Consider the following 20,529-nt stretch of genomic DNA (forward strand, 5'->3'; position numbering starts at 1 on the left):
TTTATTATAGTCGGGGCTGTGATTTTAAAATCATTTTAAATACTGCTTACACCCCCACGTAGGTGAGGAAATTTTGAAAAAAACCCCTTTCTCTTCTTCCAGTGATTGAAACAACCCCACGAGCGTGGGGAAAATATCACACCCCTCTAAAGAGACGCCTTTATTGACAGAAACACCCCCCATTAAAAAGGGGAAATCATACTTTTTATCAGAGAGATTTACACCATCAAGAAACACCCCCACGTAGGTGAGGAATAAAGGAAAAATTCACTTTTCTGTCTGGCTGCAATAGAAACACCCCCAAAAGGGTGGGGAAGATAGTGTCGATCATTACCTTTACAGCAAACTGAAGAAACACCCCCATAAGCACGGGGAAGATCAAAGTCTAATTAATTTCTAAGACATCGACAAAGAAACACCCCCACATTAATGGGGAAAATCAAATAAATTTTAAAAGAGCTAGACCTTTTCCCGTAAATTATACGAAATTCAGAATTGTCACACGCCGGTCACGATAACACTTTTTTATGCCAAACTGTACAGGAACGTCATTTAGGATGAAATGCTCACCCTCACCCTCACCCTCACCCTCACCCTCACCTTCAATTACAGCATAGCCAAGTGTCAATTTTTTTCTCTCAGCTATATTATTGGCCTCTTTCCATGCTGCATTGGCATCAGTAAAGACGCCTTGGTAAATAAATTCTGTTGGCACACAACATTTTCTACCAAGATATAAATCCCATTCAGGGTTTTGTAACGAAGTTGATAGTATATCCACTTGCGATTCAGGGATCTCAAGTACCGCAGCGAATACCGAATCCTGTAAGTAGTAGCGATAAGTCATTTTAGTGCCACCTCCGACAGCCTTTTTACCACCAGACGTTTTAGGTATTAGAAGAGATTGCCACGGGTCGGTATCATCGTAGCCACTACCGACCATCTGAAGATCACATAAAGTGGGGTTAGGTAAACACGGTTGTCCTTTATTATTCCTCCTGAGATAAGCCCGTATCTCCAGACTCATATCATTCATTTCTGCCAGCCATTCAATTTCAGCACCACCTGCTCCGCGCGCGCAGCACAATAAGCCCAGAATTCCAGAGCGTGTGGGGAAATTCAATGTGTCGCGCACTCCAAATTTGGAGTTGTGCCCCCAAGATTGGAGTGCTCCTTCGAGCCAAAGAAGAATAAATTTTTTAGACGGGCTCATTGCTATCCTTTTGCAGGTGAGACTGTAGATCGGTAATTAGTAGATCAATGCTATATTCAGGATCGTCACCCCATTCATACCCCCCAAGCCTTCCAAACAGCGATCCCGATAGTTTTTCTTTATTATGTAGCCAGGTTTTAAGCATTATTTTACTTGAATGTAGGAAGCCTTCACCCTTACTTTTAACTGGTTGCTCAAAAGAAGCTTGCATACGTTGACCTTTTCGCAGCAATACGTAGGCATATTCCCATGGACATGCGCCCGACTGCGTTGTTTGACGTGCATCAGGTACGGCTACATACAGCGCTTTTACAAAAGCTTCGACAGCCGAATTAATATCAGCATCTTCTCCCAAAGTCTGTTCCAGTTGCCCCAGATCGAGACTTACGTAACGATAGTATGTAGCGGAGTTGAATTCCAGACTGCCCATATGCGCCGAACCACTTTCTTCTTCTGTTTTAAGATCATCCACCGCCGTGAAAAACTCTACCTCGTTTACAGCTTTATGGGTTGAAATTGCATGTGCGAATGATGCAGCTGCCTCTACATTCATATCAGACGCTTTGGCTACCATTCGCCCAAACAGAGCTATATCAAGAGCATCAAGTGTTCTATTTACGACCTTTTTAGACACTTTTATCAGCTCTTTACTATTCAGCTTAGAGGCTTCGAAATTGTGAGTTTTTGCGTACGCGGCGAATGCTTTTGTTTCAGACTCACTAAGAAACAGTAACGTATCGTCAGAAAGAAATGCTGCTATTACTGCACCACAACTATTAGCTTGCTCTTGACTAGCATTCAGTGCCAGACACTCATCAGCTATCATGCTTGCTGTCTTTTTGCTACGAACCCCAAGGCGAATACCAAAGCCCGGCATCGCAAGACGTACCTGTCGCTTCCAACATTGTGATGACACACGGGCTCGTGGCACACCCCCTATAATAGCTGATTTCGGCGCGCCGACATCATCGCGGTTAAGACAGGTCACCGGGAAAGACTGAAGAATATGAAATTCAATTCTTGTGTTTTTATAGTTTCTGGTCATAACTTTGTCCTTAAAGATAAGTTGCAAGCATCAAGTAAACAGGTTATCAATGATGGGTACAATTTGTAGTAAGCCACAACCAAACGCCCTACCTTTACCAATACCATTTTTAAAACTGTTCCGAAATTGCTGCGAGTTAATAACCGTTAACTGTCCCTGAACATGGGCTTTACCTATGGTTACCAGACGCCCGGATTTACCCTCAAAGCGCAAAACATCAATAGCCTCTATTTGTAACGTTTGAGGAGTTACTTGAAATCCCCAGCTATCTGTGGCTCGTTTTAAAAACCAGTCTGCGATGGCAGCCCGTCCCTTAACGGCAATGCGTTTACCACTTTTTTTATCCTTACGTACCGGATTAACCTGCACTTTGAAGCAATAGTGAGTATGAGACAGGAATGTATCTGAAATGGGTTTTATGAGCACCATACCATATTTGCCATCGATGTTGGTTGCCGGCGGACGGTTGGATACAATCAGTACTTTGCGGTGCTGAAAATCACCTCCTTGGTCAGCATAGACAATCCCACTCTGAACATTGCTGTTCTTTTCCGTATCAGAACGTTCATCAGAAAAAAGACTGTACACTACCCGATGCAATGAGTATGTATCCGTCATTTTTAATGCTTTCACGGCCGTGCGATCGAGGTGCAAAGCACTGGCGAAAAGTTCAGTCATGCACTTTCTCCGTTATCCGATCACTATCATCTATACTCTGGCGATAAAATGTCTTCGCCCAGCACGCACGGATCTTTACCTGACTCTCACCTGAGAACTCGAGCAATTGCTCCAGCAGTTGAACGAAATCAGGTGTTACCCCCCTACTTGCCATCAGCATTAGCAACGGACGCAGAATGTGGCAAGATTCCTTTATACTGGTACAGGCCAGTAAGCTACGCAGGCGTACTTTGGCCTGTTCAGACTGATAGCCCTCCCTGAAACAGGCAGCAATAGCAGCGCCCAAGGGCAGCGTCCCATTTTCCTTAGGTTGCGTTCTTGCCAGCGCAGCTCCGACAGTGCAATAAGGAATACGTTCACAATCGTTTTCCAGATCAACAGAAAAACTGGCTAATAGCTCCCAACTTTGGTATTCGGTTGCGAGATTATCTGCACGTTTGAGGCGTGCAGAAAAGCTATTTTCTTTCTGGATACGTTCCATCACATAGCTGACAAACATTCCAGCCATGGACATTTTTTCAGGAGTTGAGACAGCTATATTTGAAGGAAATTGAATCATATAGATTATCCTTAATCAGCTGATAGATATTCGGAAAAACTTGGGCGCGTACAAGCCCAGGCATCCATCTGTCGAGCACTGTCGTTTGGGCACATCTGATCGAATACCTGAAGGGCGTAGGATACGAACGTTTTACGTAACTGAATTCGTTTTTTTCCTGCAGTTGAATGCGAAGCACACGTACTAATTAGAACCTGAGAGTGCTGTCCGCAAAGTCGCCAAAATAACCGTGTTGTTTTTTCAGCCTGACTGGAAACAAAAACCTGCACGTTTCCAATACCAGATTTGTCTATATCGGATAACTGGCGGAAATACTTAACAACGGCTCCCCAAAGTAACTTCTGAACGTTTTCTAGCTGTTCCATTTCATCTTCAAGATGATTAATAAATTCACTACCAGTAAGGTGTGAAGATAGCCTTATTTCAGACTGTACATAGTCATCAGTACCGGAGGCATATTGTTCCCCAGCATTGCTGCTAACACGTAATCCCCCTGACCACAAGTAAAAATGTTCAACGTTACTGGAGACACGTCCGAATGTGATTTTAAGCTGTTGCGTCTCAACTCCACCTTTTTTATCTTTACCTATAAAATGCAACAAAGACGGTAATTCTCGCCATGGGGTCTTATTAGGGTTTGCCCATAACGCTTTAGGTTTTATCTGCGAAAAATCCACCGATGCTGTCGGGTCCACTTTTCCTTCAAGATAGCCAGCATGGATAACACCATCTGTGTAGTGAATAGCGTCATTTTCCAGAAGGCAAAATTTTCCCATTGGAACTAGTCGTCCGAGCAGTGACTTTTTCAACTCCCTGGCAATTTTATCGTCTTCACCTGTTGGCATGTTCTCCCAAGGTGCAACGCCCAGAGATGGGTACATTGCCAGTTGAGCTATATCTTCAGTAGTAAATAAGTTTAACCAAAGCGTATGAATAATACTGTTACCCAGCCAGAAAGAATGCAATAGTCCTAAATGTCCTACTGAAACTCCATGTTTTCCACTAGCTGGCTTACCCTTGTCATTTTGCTTACCCAGATAGCCTGGTGTTAATACTACTGAGTTATCAGTTTTCTTACCGCTGAGGCCGAAGCCCATTTGAACGATGATAGCCAGAGCCCTGTCAGCATCATCAGTGCTATGCTGTTGCTGCGTTTGAGTTAATACGGTTGTGTTACCGGTACTGACCTCAGGTGATAATGCCCAAACAGACTTTCTTTCAGCGGTCCGAATAGCAGGCATCTGTAAAAACGGCTTATCGCCATAAAGATAAAACCGGTCATGCCACTTTTTCAGGTAGCCCAGACAGTTTTCGGCCATACCCTGCCAGCCCATTTTTTCCCATTCGCCATCATCTTGTGGAGTATGGGCCGCCTGAGCAATAGCTAAAAGTAGCTTGGTTATCGCAATCTTCTCTACAGGGCTTCCACCTAGGGCGCGTAATGCTGCATTACTGAAAATCGTTTTCAGACTGACCGGACCAACTTCCGAAACAGGGATCCATGGGGAATCAATCAGGTTAAAATGGTTTTCCATAGCGTGTTCCTAATTGGGCAACGTTGGTAACGTCTGGGTCTTACCGATACTAATGAACGTATTTATAACTTACCAGATGACTATCGTAAAAATTTTATTAAGAAACTTCTTCAGCAGTTCATATTCATCCATATAATCAGGAAGAGATTTGATAATTCGTACCAGTTACTGGCTAAGTGCGACAGACAGTTTCCCCCCCTATAAGTGGATACGGATGGCAAAATGGAGTGAGTAGGGAGTGAAACAAGCATTCACGGGCCTCAAAGGATTTGAGACTTTAGTTCAGATAGCGTTCTACGATTCCAAATCAGTTATGAAAACTATCAGGCAAAGTAGTTCCTTGAGTGCTTTGCACCGCTTACCTCTTAACTGCTTTCGGATTACAGGATGAAAAGCTATTGTACGGTCTATTGTCCCTGACAACCACCAGTGCAGAATTTAGAACTAAAAATCGATGTACGAAAGGAACAATATCAGATGGTTTTTGTAGTTGATCACATAACGGTAACAGTAGGGATATCTACCAGAACGTGCTTCGCTGAACCTACGCACCGGATGTGCGAAGCCGGGATTTTATCACAAAGGTGTGAGTTCTATTCTTGCCAAGCAGCGTATTTCACTCATACTGGATGTGTGCTGAACTTCTCGGGTTCCGGCACATTGTTGTCTATTATGAGCGCGTGAAATCGTTCAGCCCGCTACGAAAGATGGCGGGTTTTTTCACCCTTGTTATTCAGCGAGCATCACGTAAAAAAGGCCATTTTCTCTCGAATTCCCTGAGTTCCTGCTCCAGCTTGCCTAGCCAGTCGTATTTTATATAGTATGGCATCCCCCTTGCATCATTGCTGCCACTCTGAGGGGGCCGGGTGGGAGATCGATCTTGCCTGTTTTGTATCATCTGTTAGTCCATTTTCTCGATTAGGTATTTATTAAGCATCTTTTTGATGCTGGACGAGGATAGGCCGGGCTTGAGTTAGATACAAACTTTAGTTGATGTCGTCTGGTTTTTTCATACTTTTTTCACTAGTCTGTTGAATTAAGATAGCATCTTGTTACTCGGCGACGAATGGAGTTTATAATCCTGCCTCCAGTCATTGATTGTTTCCCAGGCACTAAAAAAATTTCTCAACTTATGCTCATTCAGACACTTTTTCCGAAAGTAGTCGTTCAGACTCTCATCGTTGGGTTGCCAAGCTCTGTTCAGTCCAACACCATATTCAAAGACCAATTAGTCAAGCGTGAGGTAGGCTTACAGTGATAGGCCTACAAATCTGGAGGCTCGACGTTGCTACAGCCCCGCACACAACCTCAAGCTTCTGGTCATAAATTTTATCCATGAGCCACCTTAAGCCCATCTTTATCAATCATGGCTTTAGCAAGTACCTTCCTGAGGCTGAGGTTCTCGTCTGCAGACAACTTAAGAGCATAAATGCCAATATACTTTTGCGAAAGGTGTAAGTACAAGGTAGATCCTGAACTATCGTGCTTAAGGTGGAGTTCTTGGGCCGGAACTTCGGCTTTCCAGAGAGCTGGTCATTTCTTTGATAGTAAAAAAAACCGCCCATATGGGCGGTAAGGGTGTTTACACATACAACTATTATCTCATAATCATTATAGTTCATGATTGTTAAACTGTGGACTCAGCCTTACAAGGTGGTGAATTGAAAATTTTGTGTGATGGTTATGTAAAACTGAATTAATGCGTCCTACCCTCGGATTAGATACAACCTTCAGTAAGTAACTTTATTTAGTTGGCCCTTGGTCATAAATCCTGCCCCATCTGGAAACAGAATTCCGGCATGATATTCACTTCCCAGAGCTTAGGATGTGCCGAGAAAACGCCATGGTGCGCCAAAATGCAGATTGTGTTTGCCCTGAAGCAGGTTGCCTATATGAGTCTCGACAAGGCAATGCTGCATGACGTACATGCATAAATAGAGCTGGCGCAGGCATGTCTGTGTGAGTGAGTCAGTGACTTACAGACTCGCAACAGTGCGAGTCAGAGTCGTTATATTTTCGCTGGGCTAGATGCTCCCATCAGAGCTCACACAAAAGTCTACTGGTTGCCAGAATAAGTGACCTGCTCCCCGTTGATTAATACACCGCGATGTTAGTCATGTCTTCATAAGCCATATGAGGACATCCCTATGAAGAAGCAATTTTCCGACGAACAGATCATCAGTATTCTCCACGAGGCAGAAGCCGGGGTTTCGGCCCGGGAACTCTGCCGCAAGCATGCAATTTCAGATGCCACCTTCTATACCTGGCGTAAGAAGTTCGGCAGCATGGAAGTCACCGAAGTGAAGCGGCTCAAGTCACTTGAAGAGGGGATGCTCGTCTCAAGAGGCTGCTCGCTGAAGTCATGCTGGATAAGGAGGTGCTTCAGGTGGCTCTGGGCCGAAAGTTCTGACGACAGACCAGAAGCGGGAAGCCGTGGAAGTTATCTGTGAGACAACGGGTCTGTCGCAACGCCGTGCCTGCATGCTGATAGGTCTGTCACTTTAAACCTGCCGTGATTCGGCTCAGCGTCCGGCTGCTGACGCGCAACGGTCCCTACGCATCACAGAGCTGGCACTTGAACGACGCCGGTTTGGTTACCGGCGCATCTGGCAGTTATTGCGCCGGGAGGGCCTTCACGTCAACCACAAGCGGGTTTACCGCATCTATAACCTTAACGGTCTGGGTTTAAAACGCAGGCGCCGCCGTAAGGGTCTCCCGGCTGAACGGCTTCCGCTTCTTCGCTTGGATACGCCGAACCTGATATGGTCGATGGATTTTGTCATGGACGCACTTGCCAGCGGCCGCCGGATTAAATGCCTGACCTGTGTGGATGATTTCACCAAGTAGTGTCTGACGATCACCGCCGCTTTCGGAAGTTCAGGTGTTCAGGTCGCGCGTATTCTGGATAGCATTACGCTGTTTCGTGGATATCCTGAGACGATAAGAACCGTTCAGGGCCCGGAGTTTACCTGCCGCGCGCTGGATCAATGGGCCTTTGAACATGATATTGAGTTGCGCTTAATCCAGCCGGGCAAGCCAACTCAGAACGGATTTATTGAGAGTTTCAACGGTCGCTTTCGGGATGAATGCCTGAATGAGCACAGGTTCAGCGAAGTTCTTCATGCCCGAAAAATCATTAATGACTGGCGGCAGGACTATAACGAGTCCAGACCTCATTCATCGCTGAATTACCAGACGCCATCTGAATTTGCAGCAGGCTAGCGAAACGGGAAGAATGAAGAAAAAATCAACCGACATTACTAACTGAAGGTTGTATCTAATCCTGGAGGCAGGTCAGGTAGATGGATCATCGGAGGAGTTACGATGTGACAATTAGCTTAGATCTATCCACTGTACAGGGTGACGTACACACTGGTTAACATCTGTCTTCACTGAAGCCGGATAATGATATCTACTGTATCGGGTAGGTACCCGGTACAGTAAATATCCATTATGCAGGGTAGATGACAATTTTGGATTGCGTTTGAGGATGTTCCGTACGTAGTCCCCTGATCCTACCCGCCATTACTTTTCAAGCAGGCAACCAGAACAGAGTTAGCAACTTTGTGAACATAAGCTATAGGGAGTAATTTACTCCCTATAGCTTATGTTGACATCACTTCATCTTATACAGCTGATTAGGGGTCTAAGCGACTACATGAGCAATATGTTATGGCCTAATTATCGCTTATCCCACGGCACATACAGGAAATTCTCGATCAGAAACCTTACTACGCCAAGCTCTGGCAAGTTAGCGTTCACCAAGGGTGACTGTAGACCATAAACTACAGTAAGTGCAATTCATGATCTGCAAAGCGATATAAGCTATAGCGAGTAAATACATTGGACATGCGCATGAACATAAGCTATAGAGAGTAAAAATCACATAATCGCTAGGCTAGATAAGCTGTAGTGAGTAAAACAGCTTGCTGGCGATTATACATAAGCTATAGGGAGTAAGATAATCTAAAGGCATAAGCTGTAGTGAGCACTTGATACCTGATTTGCTCACTACAGCCTATGTAGCTACTTACTTTTGAAGAGCTTCTCAAGATCGTCCAGGCTGATGCCAAGCTTTTCAAGTAGCTGAAGCTTTTCTTTAAGCTCTGCATTGGGTTCAACTGGGGGGGTGACTGGCAGCTCAGGGTTCTCAGCGCTTTCATTGCGAGGAGCTTTGAGCTTAGGGCGACGATAGTGCACGTTAAAATAGACCGCACGGCCGCGTTGGACCTCTGTATAGTCCAGGTATCCGATTTCTTTCAGCTGCTCCATAGCACGGCGTACCGTTTGATTTTGAGAGAATACCGGTGACTTCAGGTTCAGGCGTGCACGCATGCGCGCAAGGGAGATGGGAGCCGGGTTCTTTGGCAGGCTCTCAATATAGGTATAAAGCGCCTGTGCCGACTCACGCCGCTTAAGGGCATTGATGGCTTTGAGCTGTAAAAGCACTTTACGATCAAACTGGTACAGTTCAAACAAGCGGGGATCAGCCTGCAGCATTACGATATCTTTCTTCGTATCGTAAAAAGCCGATTGCACCAGATGGGTAATGTACTCTTTGGACTCATCGTCCTTGTTGCTGGTGAAGGAAATGACGGTACCCGCAATGCGCTTTAGAGAAGGGCTGATACGCTCTCTAAGCTTCTTAGAGGAACGACTGGAGGGTATACCGCAGAGTTTCGCAAATTCTACGAATGGCAGCTGTACCTTGTCTCCTATCACCTTATGCTTGGCAAAGGAATGAATGATCCCGACCCACGTTTTAAAGTCGTTATCCATATCCAGACGAGGCCCAACGATCTCCACCTTATCGAATCCTTCCGCTTTCGAGAGTGACAACCGCGTTAACTCTTCTGTAGCATCCGTACGAGAGAGCGTATCTTTTTTACTGTTTTTCAGAGACTTAAGTGTTGGAACAAACACACCTAAGCGCATCAGTGCGACTGGCTGTACGGTGTTATTGGCATTTGGCGAAAGGGTGACTACCTCCCCTGTCGCTTTATCCGTCTCTTCAAAGAGTTTATTCAGGTCAAAATCTTCGTCTTCCAAGGTCTGTTCCTGTTGTAAAAATATGCTGATCGCTGCAGGATCTCGGCTGTGGATCGTAATGGCATTACTGTGAACAAAGGGTATTAACCTGCTGAGCCATAGGGAAAAAGTTATCCACTCCGGGTAGTCATAAATCAGACAGAAACTCACTATAGCTTATGTTGCAGACTGACTACAGCATATATTTAACAATCTTCAGCTTATGTTCTGCTCATCATAGCTTATATTTTACTGTCTATAGCTTATCGAAACCCCAGTTGAAGCCAGAGCTGGCGCGGGCTGCAGAGATCGGGGATCTCTTTGGGATCTATATGGGATCTCATTAGGATCATTATTATCTGGATCGTAGCTGGGGATAAGTAGATAACTTCACTAAGAAAATGTCTTTACACACACTGATGGCAACAGGATATAGGCAAAAGACTAATGATATTCGCAATCCTTACAGATCTTAGTGGCCTGCAAAGCTTTAGCCGTACTCAGATTGTCGCTGTACAAAAGTGCGTTGTCATTCTGGCCAAAACCGTCTCAATAAACGAAAACTTTAGTAATTTGTCATGTTTTTCACCTGAAAAACTTTTTGATGACTGTTGAATACAGTATGATAAACATTCAGGAGGCGTCTATGCGTATTAAACCACTCGTTGATCTTGAAGTAAGCCGTTTTGAGCCCGGTCAGATCTTTTCTTATAACGATCTTCCCGTCTTCCAGGAAAATCCCTCCACAACCATCAAAACTGTCAGCAGGTTGGTACTGGATGGGTCACTGCGTCGCTTTTCTAAAGGCCTTTTCTACCGGCCTAAACTGGGTCTGTTTGGTGAAGTGCCCCTCAGTGATAGTGAGAAAATCAAAACTTACCTGTTCAGACAAGGCAAACGTGTTGGCTACATCACCGGAACCAGCCTCTACAACCGCCTGGGCCTGACAACGCAGGTAGCACGTACTATCACGATTGCTTCGGACATGTCCGCACAGCTGAAAAATCATGGAACTGTAGAGGTACGCCTGATTAAAGCGCGGTATGAAGTGACTAACGAAAATCGTGCCTGTCTTGAGATTCTGGATGTACTGGCAGATATCAGGAATATCCCGGATGCAGAACCTGCATTCGTACTCGACATACTGGCTGACCGTATTAAAGAGATGGTTCCATTTACCTGTTCGTTGCTGGTCGAACTTGCACGTGGGTACCCACCCTCGGTGAAAGCTTTGCTCGGGCTTCTGTTAAGCTGCAGGAACATCTGCGATGTTGATGGACTGAAAAATGAGCTCAATCCAACTACTCGCTACAAGATCGGCCTGAAAGGGCTTTGGCCAGAGGCCAGGGCATGGAATATTGAATGAACCTGCATGAAAATCCAGAACTGTTTCGCGAACTGATTAGTGTCACCGCCAATGCTTTTAACATACCGGAAATTTATGTTGAGAAAGACTACTGGGTAACCCGAGTTTTATTAAAGTTGAGCCAGTCTGAATACCGGGAAAATTTTGTCTTCAAAGGCGGCACAGCCCTCTCAAAGGCATTTCGCATCATTCACCGTTTTTCTGAAGATGTTGATCTCGCCTTCCATTACGACGGCTCACTCTCTGCAAATCAAGTGCGTAACCGTATCAGAGCAGCAGAAAAAGCCATAACGCAGGGTTTGGAGAAAACCAACAATCCGCAAAGCAGCGCAGGCAGTAAATTCAGAAAGCATTACTACCAGTATCCTCATGAGTTATCTGGAGATTTTGGCCATGCATCAGCTGAAATCCTTTTGGAAATCAACAGCTTTACTACACCCGAACCTTTTGCATTGATGCCGGTGAATACGCTTATCGCGGATTTCATCCTGACTACTACCAAGCAAGATCTGTTAGTGATCTATGGTTTAACTGCTTTCAGCGTCAATGTACTGGATATCAGAAGAACCATTGCGGAAAAAATTCTGGGGCTGGTAAGGGCGTCATACGATGAAGATATCAGTACGTTGTCGGCTAAAATCCGTCATATCTATGATCTTGTTATGATTAGGCGTCAGGCTGAATACCATGTCTTTTTTAGCTCTGATGAACTGCATGATCTATTAAATATTGTGCGAGCCAGTGATCGTGACCTCTTTCAACAAGAAGCAACGTGGCTTGATTGCCCGTTGGCGAATTGCAGGCTATTTAGTGCGCCTGAAGAAACCTGGCGAAGGATTGAAGGAACCTTCCGAAGTGGTTTTGCTGAACTGGTATACGATAAATCTCTGCCGGATACTGCTGAGGTTACAGGGCTACTACGGGATGTGCATGGTGTTCTCCTACGACTAGATAGCTGATAGCGTACCAAACCGACTGAACGGATCAGAAAGGCGTGTGACCATTGCCCTAATCGAAACATCGATTTTATCCGTGCCCCTGTAGACCAATAGCTAAACTCATAAATTTGCTACGTACGTATGCGTTACGATCGCTGAAAACCGTAAGTTTCTCTGTCAGTTGTGGTAGTTCCTTCAGCTAGCAAGCAGTGCGGAGAAATCCCAGGATCTACTTCACATCAACGTCGCTACGTGAATTCTGTTAAGATTTCCCCTGCTGCCTTCTTCAGATATCACACAATGTTGTCAGATACGCAAAGCACTGTATCGATGGCATTTTTTTTCAACATTTTTCAAAACTTTGCAAGAAATGACTCTATTTGCAAGTTTGGTGTTGCTTTGCATAAAATATCAAGATTTAATCTCTATGTGCAAAGTTGATAAAGGAAATGCTCGTGGGATTGATGAATACGCTCGATCAGTGCATAGCCGCTGGACATGAAATGACCCGTGCGATTGCTGTGGCACAATTTAATGACGACAGCCCTGAAGCACGTAAGATTACTCGCCGATGGCGTGTAGGCGAAGCCGCTGATCTTATCGGTGTCTCACCCCAAGCTATACGTGATGCTGAAAAAGCAGGGCGACTACCCTACCCTGATCTTGAGATGCGTGGACGAGTCGAACAACGTGTCGGCTATACCATAGAACAGATCAATCACATGAGGGATGTTTTTGGGACTCGCCTACGCAGGCCCGATGAAAGTATCCCTCCCGTGATTGGCGTCGCTGCGCACAAAGGTGGTGTGTACAAGACTTCTGTTTCAGTTCATCTGGCACAAGATCTTGCCCTGAAAGGCCTTCGTGTATTGTTAGTTGAGGGCAACGACCCACAGGGAACCGCCTCCATGTATCACGGATGGGTGCCCGATCTCCATATTCATGCCGACGATACATTGCTACCCTTCTACCTCGGCGAACGTGACGATGCTTTCTATGCTATCAAGTCCACTTGCTGGCCAGGCCTCGACATCATCCCATCTTGCCTGGCTTTACACCGTATCGAAACCGAACTCATGGGTCGATACGACGAGGGCAAGTTACCTACTGAACCTCATATGATGCTAAGACTTGCTATCGAATCCGTAGCGCAAGACTACGATGTTGTAGTCATCGATAGCGCACCAAACCTGGGTATCGGCACCATCAATGTTGTGTGTGCAGCTGACGTGCTGATTGTGCCAACACCTGCAGAGTTGTTTGATTACACCTCTGCACTGCAGTTTTTTGACATGCTGCGTGACCTGCTTAAGAACGTCGATCTGCAAGGATTTGAACCAGATGTCCGTATCCTGCTAACCAAATACAGCAACAACAACGGCTCGCAGTCCCCGTGGATGGAAGAACAGATTCGTGATGCATGGGGCGGCATGGTGCTTAAAAATGTCGTCCGCGAAACTGATGAAGTGGGTAAAGGCCAGATAAGAATGCGCACTGTATTTGAACAGGCGATTGACCAGCGCTCTTCTACTGGCGCATGGCGTAATGCGCTGGCTATTTGGGAATCTGTCTGTAATGAAATCTTTGATCGGCTAATCAAGCCGCGCTGGGAGATCCGATGATGAAACGCGCACCGGTTATTCAGAAATCTTCGCCCTCTTCTACCAGTGCTCCGGCTGCTGCGCCGGCTGCACCTATGGTTGATTCTCTGATCGCACGTGTTGGTGCCATGGCTAAAGGGAATACGATTGTTCTGCCAGTGTGTGGGCGTAACGTTAAGTTCACTCTGGAAACTGTGCCTGGGGCACAAGTAGAAAAGAGCACTCGCGTTTGGTCGGGTAATGAACGTGTCCAGGAACTGTTAACAGAAGAAGCTCTTGATGACCTGATCCCCTCTTTCCTTCTGAGTGGTCAGCAGAACCCAGCTTTTGGACGCCAGCTCTCAGACATTATTGAGGTTGCGGATGGCAGTCGTCGACGCATGACAGCTATCCTCACTTCATCAGATTACCGTGTTCTTGTTGGTGATCTTGATGATGAGCAGATGGATGCATTATGTACGCTCGGGAATGATTACCGGCCAACCAGTGCTTATGAGCGTGGAAGACGCTACGCGCTCAGATTAGAAAATGAGTTTTCTAACAATATCTCTGCACTGGCTGAAGCCGAAGGTATCTCACGCAAAGTTATCACCCGCTGCATGAATACCGCTAAGCTGCCCTACGACGTGATATCCCTGTTCTCCCATCCTGGCGAGCTCTCGGCTAGGTCGGGTGAACAGCTGTTTAAAGCTTTTGAGGGCAAAGAATCACTGTTAGTTGAAAAAGCCCATACCCTTAAAGCCAGCCGTAAGAACGGGCTTTTATACGAATCAGATGACATCATTCAGGAACTAAATGCTGCGTTACTTAAACAGGATGAGCCCCCTCGGGAGCCGACTGTAAAAAAAGATTTTCGACCAGGTGCGACAGCCCAGTATAAAGGGAACAAAGTCTTGTTCAGTTTAGACAGAACTAAAGTTCCTCAGTCTCTGATTGAAGAACTTGAGGAACTGCTTTCCAAACCCGAACTCTAATTTTTTCTACTGGGACCGCGGTCCCAGTCTTTTCCTCGGTCCCAATGAATTCATACGCCTTTCTTTTTAAGCTCAATCACTTCATTTACAGTACTGAACCTAAGTGGGACCATGGTCCCAACCAAGTCTCTTCATTGAAACCTAAACCCACTCAAACCTCAGTCTGATCAAACCAGAATGCCGAATTTGTCATGGAAGTACTATCCATCAAGAAGCGACTGGGACCACGGTCCCAGCGGAACTGGCTGGGCTGTTACCGCATCGGACTTGTTACAACTGATAGGGTTTGACGGGAAAAATGGCAATAATCAATTCTGGCTGAGTGAAGTTAAGAAGTAAGAGGATAGTTAAGGTATCGATGGATGCTGGTTCTAAAGTAGTTTGGGATCTCGAAGTAAAACTACTCTAAAGGGCCATTGGCCTTAAAAGAGATTGGAAACTTTACTTACTTTGTGACTGACTCGAAGCGACACTCATTATCACTGATGTGTTAATGTACAAGCCCAATTGGCCTGCTCCCCATTGATTAATACACCGCGATGTTAGTAATGTCTTCATAAGCCACATGAGGACATCCCCATGAAGAAGCGATTTTCCGACGAACAGATCATCAGTATTCTCCGCGAGGCAGAAGCCGGGGTTTCGGCCCGGGAACTCTGCCGCAAGCATGCTATTTCAGACGCTACCTTCTACACCTGGCGCAAGAAGCTTGGCGGCATGGAAGTCCCCGAAGTGAAGCGGCTCAAGTCACTTGAAGAAGAGAACGCCCGCCTCAAGAAGCTGCTCGCTGAAGCCATGCTGGATAAGGAGGCGCTTCAGGTGGCTCTGGGCCGAAAGTTCTGACGACAGACCAGAAGCGGGAAGCCGTGGAAGTCATCTGTGAGACAACAGGTCTGTCGCAACGCCGTGCCTGCAGGCTGGCTGGTCTGTCCCTTTCAACCTGCCGTTATTCGGCTCAGCGTCCGGCTGCTGACGCGCAGCTATCTCTGCGTATCACAGAGCTGGCACTTGAACGTCGCCGGTTTGGTTACCGGCGCATCTGGCAGTTATTGCGTCGGGAGGGCCTTCACGTCAACCACAAGCGGGTTTACCGCATCTATCACCTTAACGGTCTGGGTGTAAAACGCAGGCGACGCCGTAAGGGTCTGGCGACTGAGCGGCTTCCGCTTCTCCGCCCGGATACGCCGAACCTTATATGGTCGATGGATTTTGTCATGGATGCACTTGCCAGCGGCCGCCGGATTAAGTGCCTGACCTGCGTGGATGATTTCACGAAGGAGTGTCTGACGATCACCGCCGCTTTCGGTATTTCAGGCGTCCAGGTCGCGCGTATTTTGGACGGCATCGCGCTGTTTCGTGGCTATCCGGCAACGATAAGAACCGATCAGGGCCCGGAATTTACCTGCCGTGCGCTCGATCAATGGGCTTTTGAGCATTGCGTGGAGCTGCGGCTTATTCAGCCCGGTAAACCGACACAGAACGGATTTATTGAGAGTTTTAACGGACGCTTTCGGGATGAATGCCTGAATGAGCACTGGTTCAGCGATATTCTCCATGCCCGGAGAATCATTAATGACTGGCGGCAGGACTATAACGAGTCCAGACCTCATTCATCGCTGAATTACCAGACGCCGTTTGAATTTGCAGCATGCTGGCGAAACGGGAAACATGAAGAAAAACCAACCGACATTACTAACTGAAGGGTGTATCTAATACTGGGGGCAGGTCACTGGATTTAGGCTCTCACCTTAGCCTCGAAATTTGGATAACTTCCCAGCGTGTGATTGTGGTATAGACATCCGAAAGCATTTCCCGCTTTATCTGCCAATCGGTGCGATCCTTTTCCCTGCCAACCATACGTTACATAGGGCACCGTTAATGATGCTGTCCAAGACCTTCATCAAATGTTCGCTGCCGTGACGTGGCTGATTATCTGTCTGTTGTAAATTCTCTTCTTCATAGGAAGCACTTACGCGACTGATGAAGATATTACGAACTGATCGTTTTACTTGTAACTGGGTGAGGTCAAGTGAAGTAGGTTGCCATAATCTATAATTGATTAGTATTAAAGAAATCCAGTGGTTGAGCGCTAATTTGTATAATCTGCACTAACGCCCTCACGTTGTTCGGTTGTTCAACGTCGGCTCCACTGCCAGAAAAAATTTCTGTCAGCTCCCGACGTTCACTCTGTTCTCAGGGCGGGGAAGGGCAAAATGAATGTTATTGAATGTAGGTGTAATACATTAGTAGGTTCTGATTTGGGTTGATATAAGACTTGCAGCATCATGTTCAGTTTGAAAAATCCTTCATATCATCGATTAAAACTAGGGCTGTTAGATGTGCTTATAGAGTAAATGAAATGAGTTTATTGAATTTCTCCGTTTGCAAATTTATCTATAATTGCGAATCTAGCATTGTTCGAAATAACACAAGAATTTTCATTTAGTTATCTATCCAAAAGCTCAATTATTGATAGCCATACCTATAACATCAGGTTCATGAAATCAGCATTCCGTGCGGTTTTTCATAAACGTTAAGCAGCCACTTTCATAAAATCCCACGGCAGCACCGTAAGCTGACTTATGAAACTACCGACCTTTTTTGCTCATGAAGACCGGCATTATGATCCTAGCCACCTTCCTGACGTGGGAAAGCTTATGAAAGTGACCGCCTAATTCCGTCTCTCAGCCAAGACGTGCTACCGGAATGTCGTTCCAGCGCGTTGTATAGGCCGGAGAGAGCATTTCCCGCTTCATCTGCCAGTCAGGTGCGATCCCGCGTCCTGCGAACCACACGCTGCCCAGCGCGCTGTTGTTGATGCTGTCCATGACCTTCATCAGCTGCTCGCTGCCGGGTCGTGGCTGATGCTCCTCAAAGAGGCCCAGTTGGGTGACGCCTGACGGGGTAAAATCATTCAGCATGATTCCGGCTTTTGCGTAGCGGTGCCCGGCTATCCAGACGGCATCCAGGGCCTTCATCGCCGCCGCAATGATGTCACGCGTGTCACAGGTGGGAAAAGCCAGCTTCTCGCTGGCCACGTTCCCGTAGTAGACCTCATCCGGGCTGAAGGGGGAGGTCTTAATGAACACGCTGATATAGCGGCAGTACTGCCTTTCCTGTCTCAGCTTCTCGCCTGCGCGTTCAGCGTACTGACAGACGGCCTGCCGCATCGACTCATACTCCGTGATCCGCTTACCGAAGCTGCGGCTGCAGACGATTTGCTGCTTTGCCGGCGGCGCGTCCTCCAGGCTGATGCAGGACTCGCCGTTCAGCTCGCGACAGGTGCGTTCGAGCACAACGCTGAAGTTCTTGCGGATAAAAGCCGGGTTGGCCCGGGACAGATCAAGGGCAGTATCGATACCCAGCAGGCTGAGTTTTTTAGAAATGCGGCGACCGACGCCCCAGATTTCTTCTGAGGGCTGGAGACTGAGCAGCTTGCGGGTGCGCGCCGGGTTTTCCGGCGTCAGGGCCAGAACGCCCCCGAACTGCGGCCACTCTTTGGAGGCCCACTGGGCTGATTTAGCAAGGGTTTTCGACGATCCTAGTCCCACGCCAATCGTTAGGCCGGTGAGTCTCAGCACGCGCTCGCGCATCTGCCGGCCAAAATCTTCATAGCGCATACAGGTGCCTATGCCACGCGCATCCAGGAACATTTCATCAATGGAATACTGCTCCACGCGGGGAGAAAGCGCTTCAAGGCAGGCCATAACCCTCTGGCTCATGCTGTGGTATAACTCATAATTACTTGAAAATATGTATATTTTTTCCCTGAAGTGCTGATCTTTTATCTTAAACCACGGGTCCCCCATCTTCAGGCCAAGCGCCTTTGCCGCCCGGTTACGGGCAATAATACAGCCGTCGTTATTCGAAACCACGGCGACGGCTTTCCCGCGCAGATCGGGCCGGAAGACCTGCTCACAGGACGCGTAGAAAGCGTTAACGTCAGCCAGACCAAACATCAGCGCCTCCGTGTACTGTGCACAAAATGGGTGACAACGCCGAAGATATCCAGCGCGTCAGGATCCGGATAAAGCGTCTCCCCGTGACCGTAGAGCGGCCGCAGCGAAAGCCTGCCGTGCAGGTGCAGCTTCCTGATCAGAAACTCCCCGTCCACGGATGCCACTATCGTGTCGTCATGCGCCGGCGTGAGAGAGCGGTCGACGACCAGGATATCGCCGGTGCTCATGCCGGGTTGCTCACCGCTGAGGCCGTCGACCCGGAAAAAGAACGTGGCTGCCGGATGGACCACGCAGTGGCTGTTCAGATCCAGATCGGCCTCGACGTAATCCTGGGCAGGGCTTGGAAAACCGCACGGGACCCGCTCAAGAAACAACGGGCAGGTTCTCGCTAGGGGGGATTCTTCGGGAAGCAGCAGATCCAGTCGCATGTGAGTTACCTTAATAATACTGTATCTATATACAGTATTACAGATTCAGCAGACACCGCAACAGTAATCTTAATGCACTCAAATTGAGTGCATTAAAGTTCCCATATGTTATTGATTATCACTATGAGTTTATATTAATACTCTTTTTGAGTTTTAATGTTCACTCGTTCGGCTGTCTGGGTTATAATATCAACTCAAAACGAGTCTATATAAAGGTGCAATCATGCTTCATGTTATCTGCGACGACGGTTCGACCAATGTAAAGCTTGCCTGGTTCGAGGGCGATGAATTCCGTAGTGCCATCTCAGCTAACTCGTTCCGTAACGGATGGAAAATTGAGGGAATGGGCAGCGAGCGCGTCTACAACTATGCCCTTGACGGTGTTCGCTTCGCCTTCGACAAGGTGAGCAGCACCGCGATCACCACGACCAACGTCGACTACCAGTACAGTGACCTGAATCTTCTGGCGGTGCATCACGCGCTGCATACCTCCGGGCTTGAGCCTCAGCCAGTCCGGCTGACCGTGACGCTGCCGCTGAGCGAGTACTACGATGCCGATCTGCAGCGCGATGACGTCAAGATCGCGCGCAAGATTAAAAACCTGCTGCGCCGGCTGGAAATCAACAAAGGTCAGGCGTTTACCGTGAGTGAGGTGGACGTCATGCCGGAATCCCTGCCTGCCGCGTTCACGGCGCTGTCTGAGCTGAATGTGGGGTCCCTGGAGAAGACGCTGGTAGTGGACGTCGGCGGCACAACGCTGGACGCGGGGATCATTGTCGGCCAGTTTGAGGACGTCAGCGCGATCCACGGCAACCCGAAGCTCGGGGTGTCCCTTATCACGTCCCGCGTCCAGTCCGCGCTTGCGTCGGCCGGAAGCGAGGTGAGCGCCTACGTGGCAAGCCTGGTGATCCGCCGCCGTAATGATGCAGAATTCATCAAATCGGTAGTGAACGACCCGGCACGCGTTGACTATGTCCTGAAAACCGTTGAATCTGAGATACATAATCTCGGCAGCATGGTGGTGAACGATCTGGCCGACTTCCGGCACGTCAACAATGTGCTGCTGGTCGGCGGGGGCGGAACCCTGGTAGAGAAGGCGTTCCGCGAGACCTGGACCCACCTGCAGCCGGAAAAAATCATCGTGCTGGAAAATCCGCAGGAGGCGCTTGCGCGGGAACTGGCACGCTACCGCAGTAAGGACTGAG

At 47.5% G+C, this 20,529-nt stretch carries 14 protein-coding genes and 1 pseudogene; 7 read left to right on the plus strand and 8 right to left on the minus strand.

From position 1 onward, the window contains the following. Positions 1-478: 478 nt before the first annotated feature. From cas5e to casA, 5 genes are read right to left on the minus strand one after another with little or no spacing between them, the layout of a single operon-like run. Positions 479-1,213 (minus strand): type I-E CRISPR-associated protein Cas5/CasD, encoded by a 735-nt coding sequence (cas5e, locus tag F3J40_RS20815; RefSeq protein ID WP_167017734.1) that lies wholly within the window; start codon positions 1,211-1,213, stop codon positions 479-481. Beyond that, positions 1,200-2,258 carry a type I-E CRISPR-associated protein Cas7/Cse4/CasC gene (gene cas7e / locus F3J40_RS20820; RefSeq protein ID WP_167017735.1) on the minus strand — a complete coding sequence of 353 codons (1,059 nt, stop codon included), beginning with the start codon at positions 2,256-2,258 and terminating at the stop codon, positions 1,200-1,202. Before cas7e ends, cas5e begins: the two co-directional genes overlap by 14 nt. Before the next feature lie 30 nt (positions 2,259-2,288). Then, entirely contained in the window at positions 2,289-2,936 is a 648-nt protein-coding gene (cas6e, locus tag F3J40_RS20825) for a type I-E CRISPR-associated protein Cas6/Cse3/CasE (protein ID WP_167017737.1), read from the minus strand. Then, a complete protein-coding gene (casB, locus tag F3J40_RS20830; protein ID WP_167017739.1) occupies positions 2,929-3,495 on the minus strand; it encodes a type I-E CRISPR-associated protein Cse2/CasB in 567 nt (188 codons plus the stop codon). The genes cas6e and casB overlap by 8 nt, the downstream gene beginning before the upstream one ends. A gap of 11 nt (positions 3,496-3,506) precedes the next feature. Beyond that, positions 3,507-5,030: a type I-E CRISPR-associated protein Cse1/CasA gene (gene casA, locus F3J40_RS20835; protein ID WP_167017741.1), complete on the minus strand. Its 1,524-nt coding sequence runs from the start codon at positions 5,028-5,030 to the stop codon at positions 3,507-3,509. Positions 5,031-7,177: 2,147 nt separating this feature from the next. Between casA and F3J40_RS20840 the strand changes: the two are divergent. Continuing rightward, positions 7,178-8,298 (plus strand): annotated as a pseudogene (locus F3J40_RS20840) (IS3 family transposase). 758 nt (positions 8,299-9,056) lie between these two features. On the opposite strand, the gene F3J40_RS20845 reads toward F3J40_RS20840, so the two are convergent. Next, positions 9,057-10,079, minus strand: coding sequence for a RepB family plasmid replication initiator protein (locus F3J40_RS20845; RefSeq protein WP_017345804.1), 1,023 nt, complete (start codon positions 10,077-10,079; stop codon positions 9,057-9,059). A 625-nt stretch (positions 10,080-10,704) separates the two neighbouring features. On the opposite strand from F3J40_RS20845, the gene F3J40_RS20850 reads away from it, so the two are divergent. The 5 genes from F3J40_RS20850 to F3J40_RS20870 all read left to right on the plus strand — a co-directional run bounded on the left by F3J40_RS20850 (position 10,705) and on the right by F3J40_RS20870 (position 16,637). After that, positions 10,705-11,424: a DUF6088 family protein gene (locus F3J40_RS20850; protein WP_167017743.1), complete on the plus strand. Its 720-nt coding sequence runs from the start codon at positions 10,705-10,707 to the stop codon at positions 11,422-11,424. Further along, on the plus strand, positions 11,421-12,383 hold the full coding sequence (locus tag F3J40_RS20855) for a nucleotidyl transferase AbiEii/AbiGii toxin family protein (RefSeq protein WP_167017745.1): 963 nt from the start codon (positions 11,421-11,423) through the stop codon (positions 12,381-12,383). Before F3J40_RS20850 ends, F3J40_RS20855 begins: the two co-directional genes overlap by 4 nt. A gap of 434 nt (positions 12,384-12,817) precedes the next feature. After that, positions 12,818-13,984, plus strand: coding sequence for a plasmid-partitioning protein SopA (gene sopA, locus F3J40_RS20860; protein WP_167017747.1), 1,167 nt, complete (start codon positions 12,818-12,820; stop codon positions 13,982-13,984). Continuing rightward, positions 13,984-14,937 carry a ParB/RepB/Spo0J family plasmid partition protein gene (locus F3J40_RS20865; RefSeq protein WP_167017826.1) on the plus strand — a complete coding sequence of 318 codons (954 nt, stop codon included), beginning with the start codon at positions 13,984-13,986 and terminating at the stop codon, positions 14,935-14,937. Before sopA ends, F3J40_RS20865 begins: the two co-directional genes overlap by 1 nt. 579 nt (positions 14,938-15,516) lie before the next feature. Further along, a protein-coding gene (locus F3J40_RS20870; protein WP_167017749.1) for an IS3 family transposase occupies positions 15,517-16,637 on the plus strand; the annotation gives its coding sequence in 2 pieces (ribosomal slippage) (positions 15,517-15,775 and positions 15,775-16,637; 1,122 coding nt in all). Positions 16,638-17,621: 984 nt separating this feature from the next. Here F3J40_RS20870 and umuC read toward each other — a convergent pair. Further along, positions 17,622-18,896: a translesion error-prone DNA polymerase V subunit UmuC gene (gene umuC, locus F3J40_RS20875; protein ID WP_167017757.1), complete on the minus strand. Its 1,275-nt coding sequence runs from the start codon at positions 18,894-18,896 to the stop codon at positions 17,622-17,624. Continuing rightward, positions 18,896-19,324, minus strand: a complete 429-nt coding sequence (umuD, locus tag F3J40_RS20880) for a translesion error-prone DNA polymerase V autoproteolytic subunit (protein WP_167017759.1) — start codon at positions 19,322-19,324, stop codon at positions 18,896-18,898. The genes umuC and umuD overlap by 1 nt, the downstream gene beginning before the upstream one ends. Positions 19,325-19,547: 223 nt before the next feature. Here umuD and parM point away from each other — a divergent pair, with 223 nt between their 5' ends. After that, on the plus strand, positions 19,548-20,528 hold the full coding sequence (gene parM / locus F3J40_RS20885; protein ID WP_167017761.1) for a plasmid segregation protein ParM domain-containing protein: 981 nt from the start codon (positions 19,548-19,550) through the stop codon (positions 20,526-20,528). The last annotated feature ends 1 nt before the right edge of the window (position 20,529 follow it).

The sequence above is a fragment of the Candidatus Pantoea multigeneris genome (genome assembly GCF_011752615.1).
GTDB lineage: Bacteria > Pseudomonadota > Gammaproteobacteria > Enterobacterales > Enterobacteriaceae > Pantoea > Pantoea multigeneris.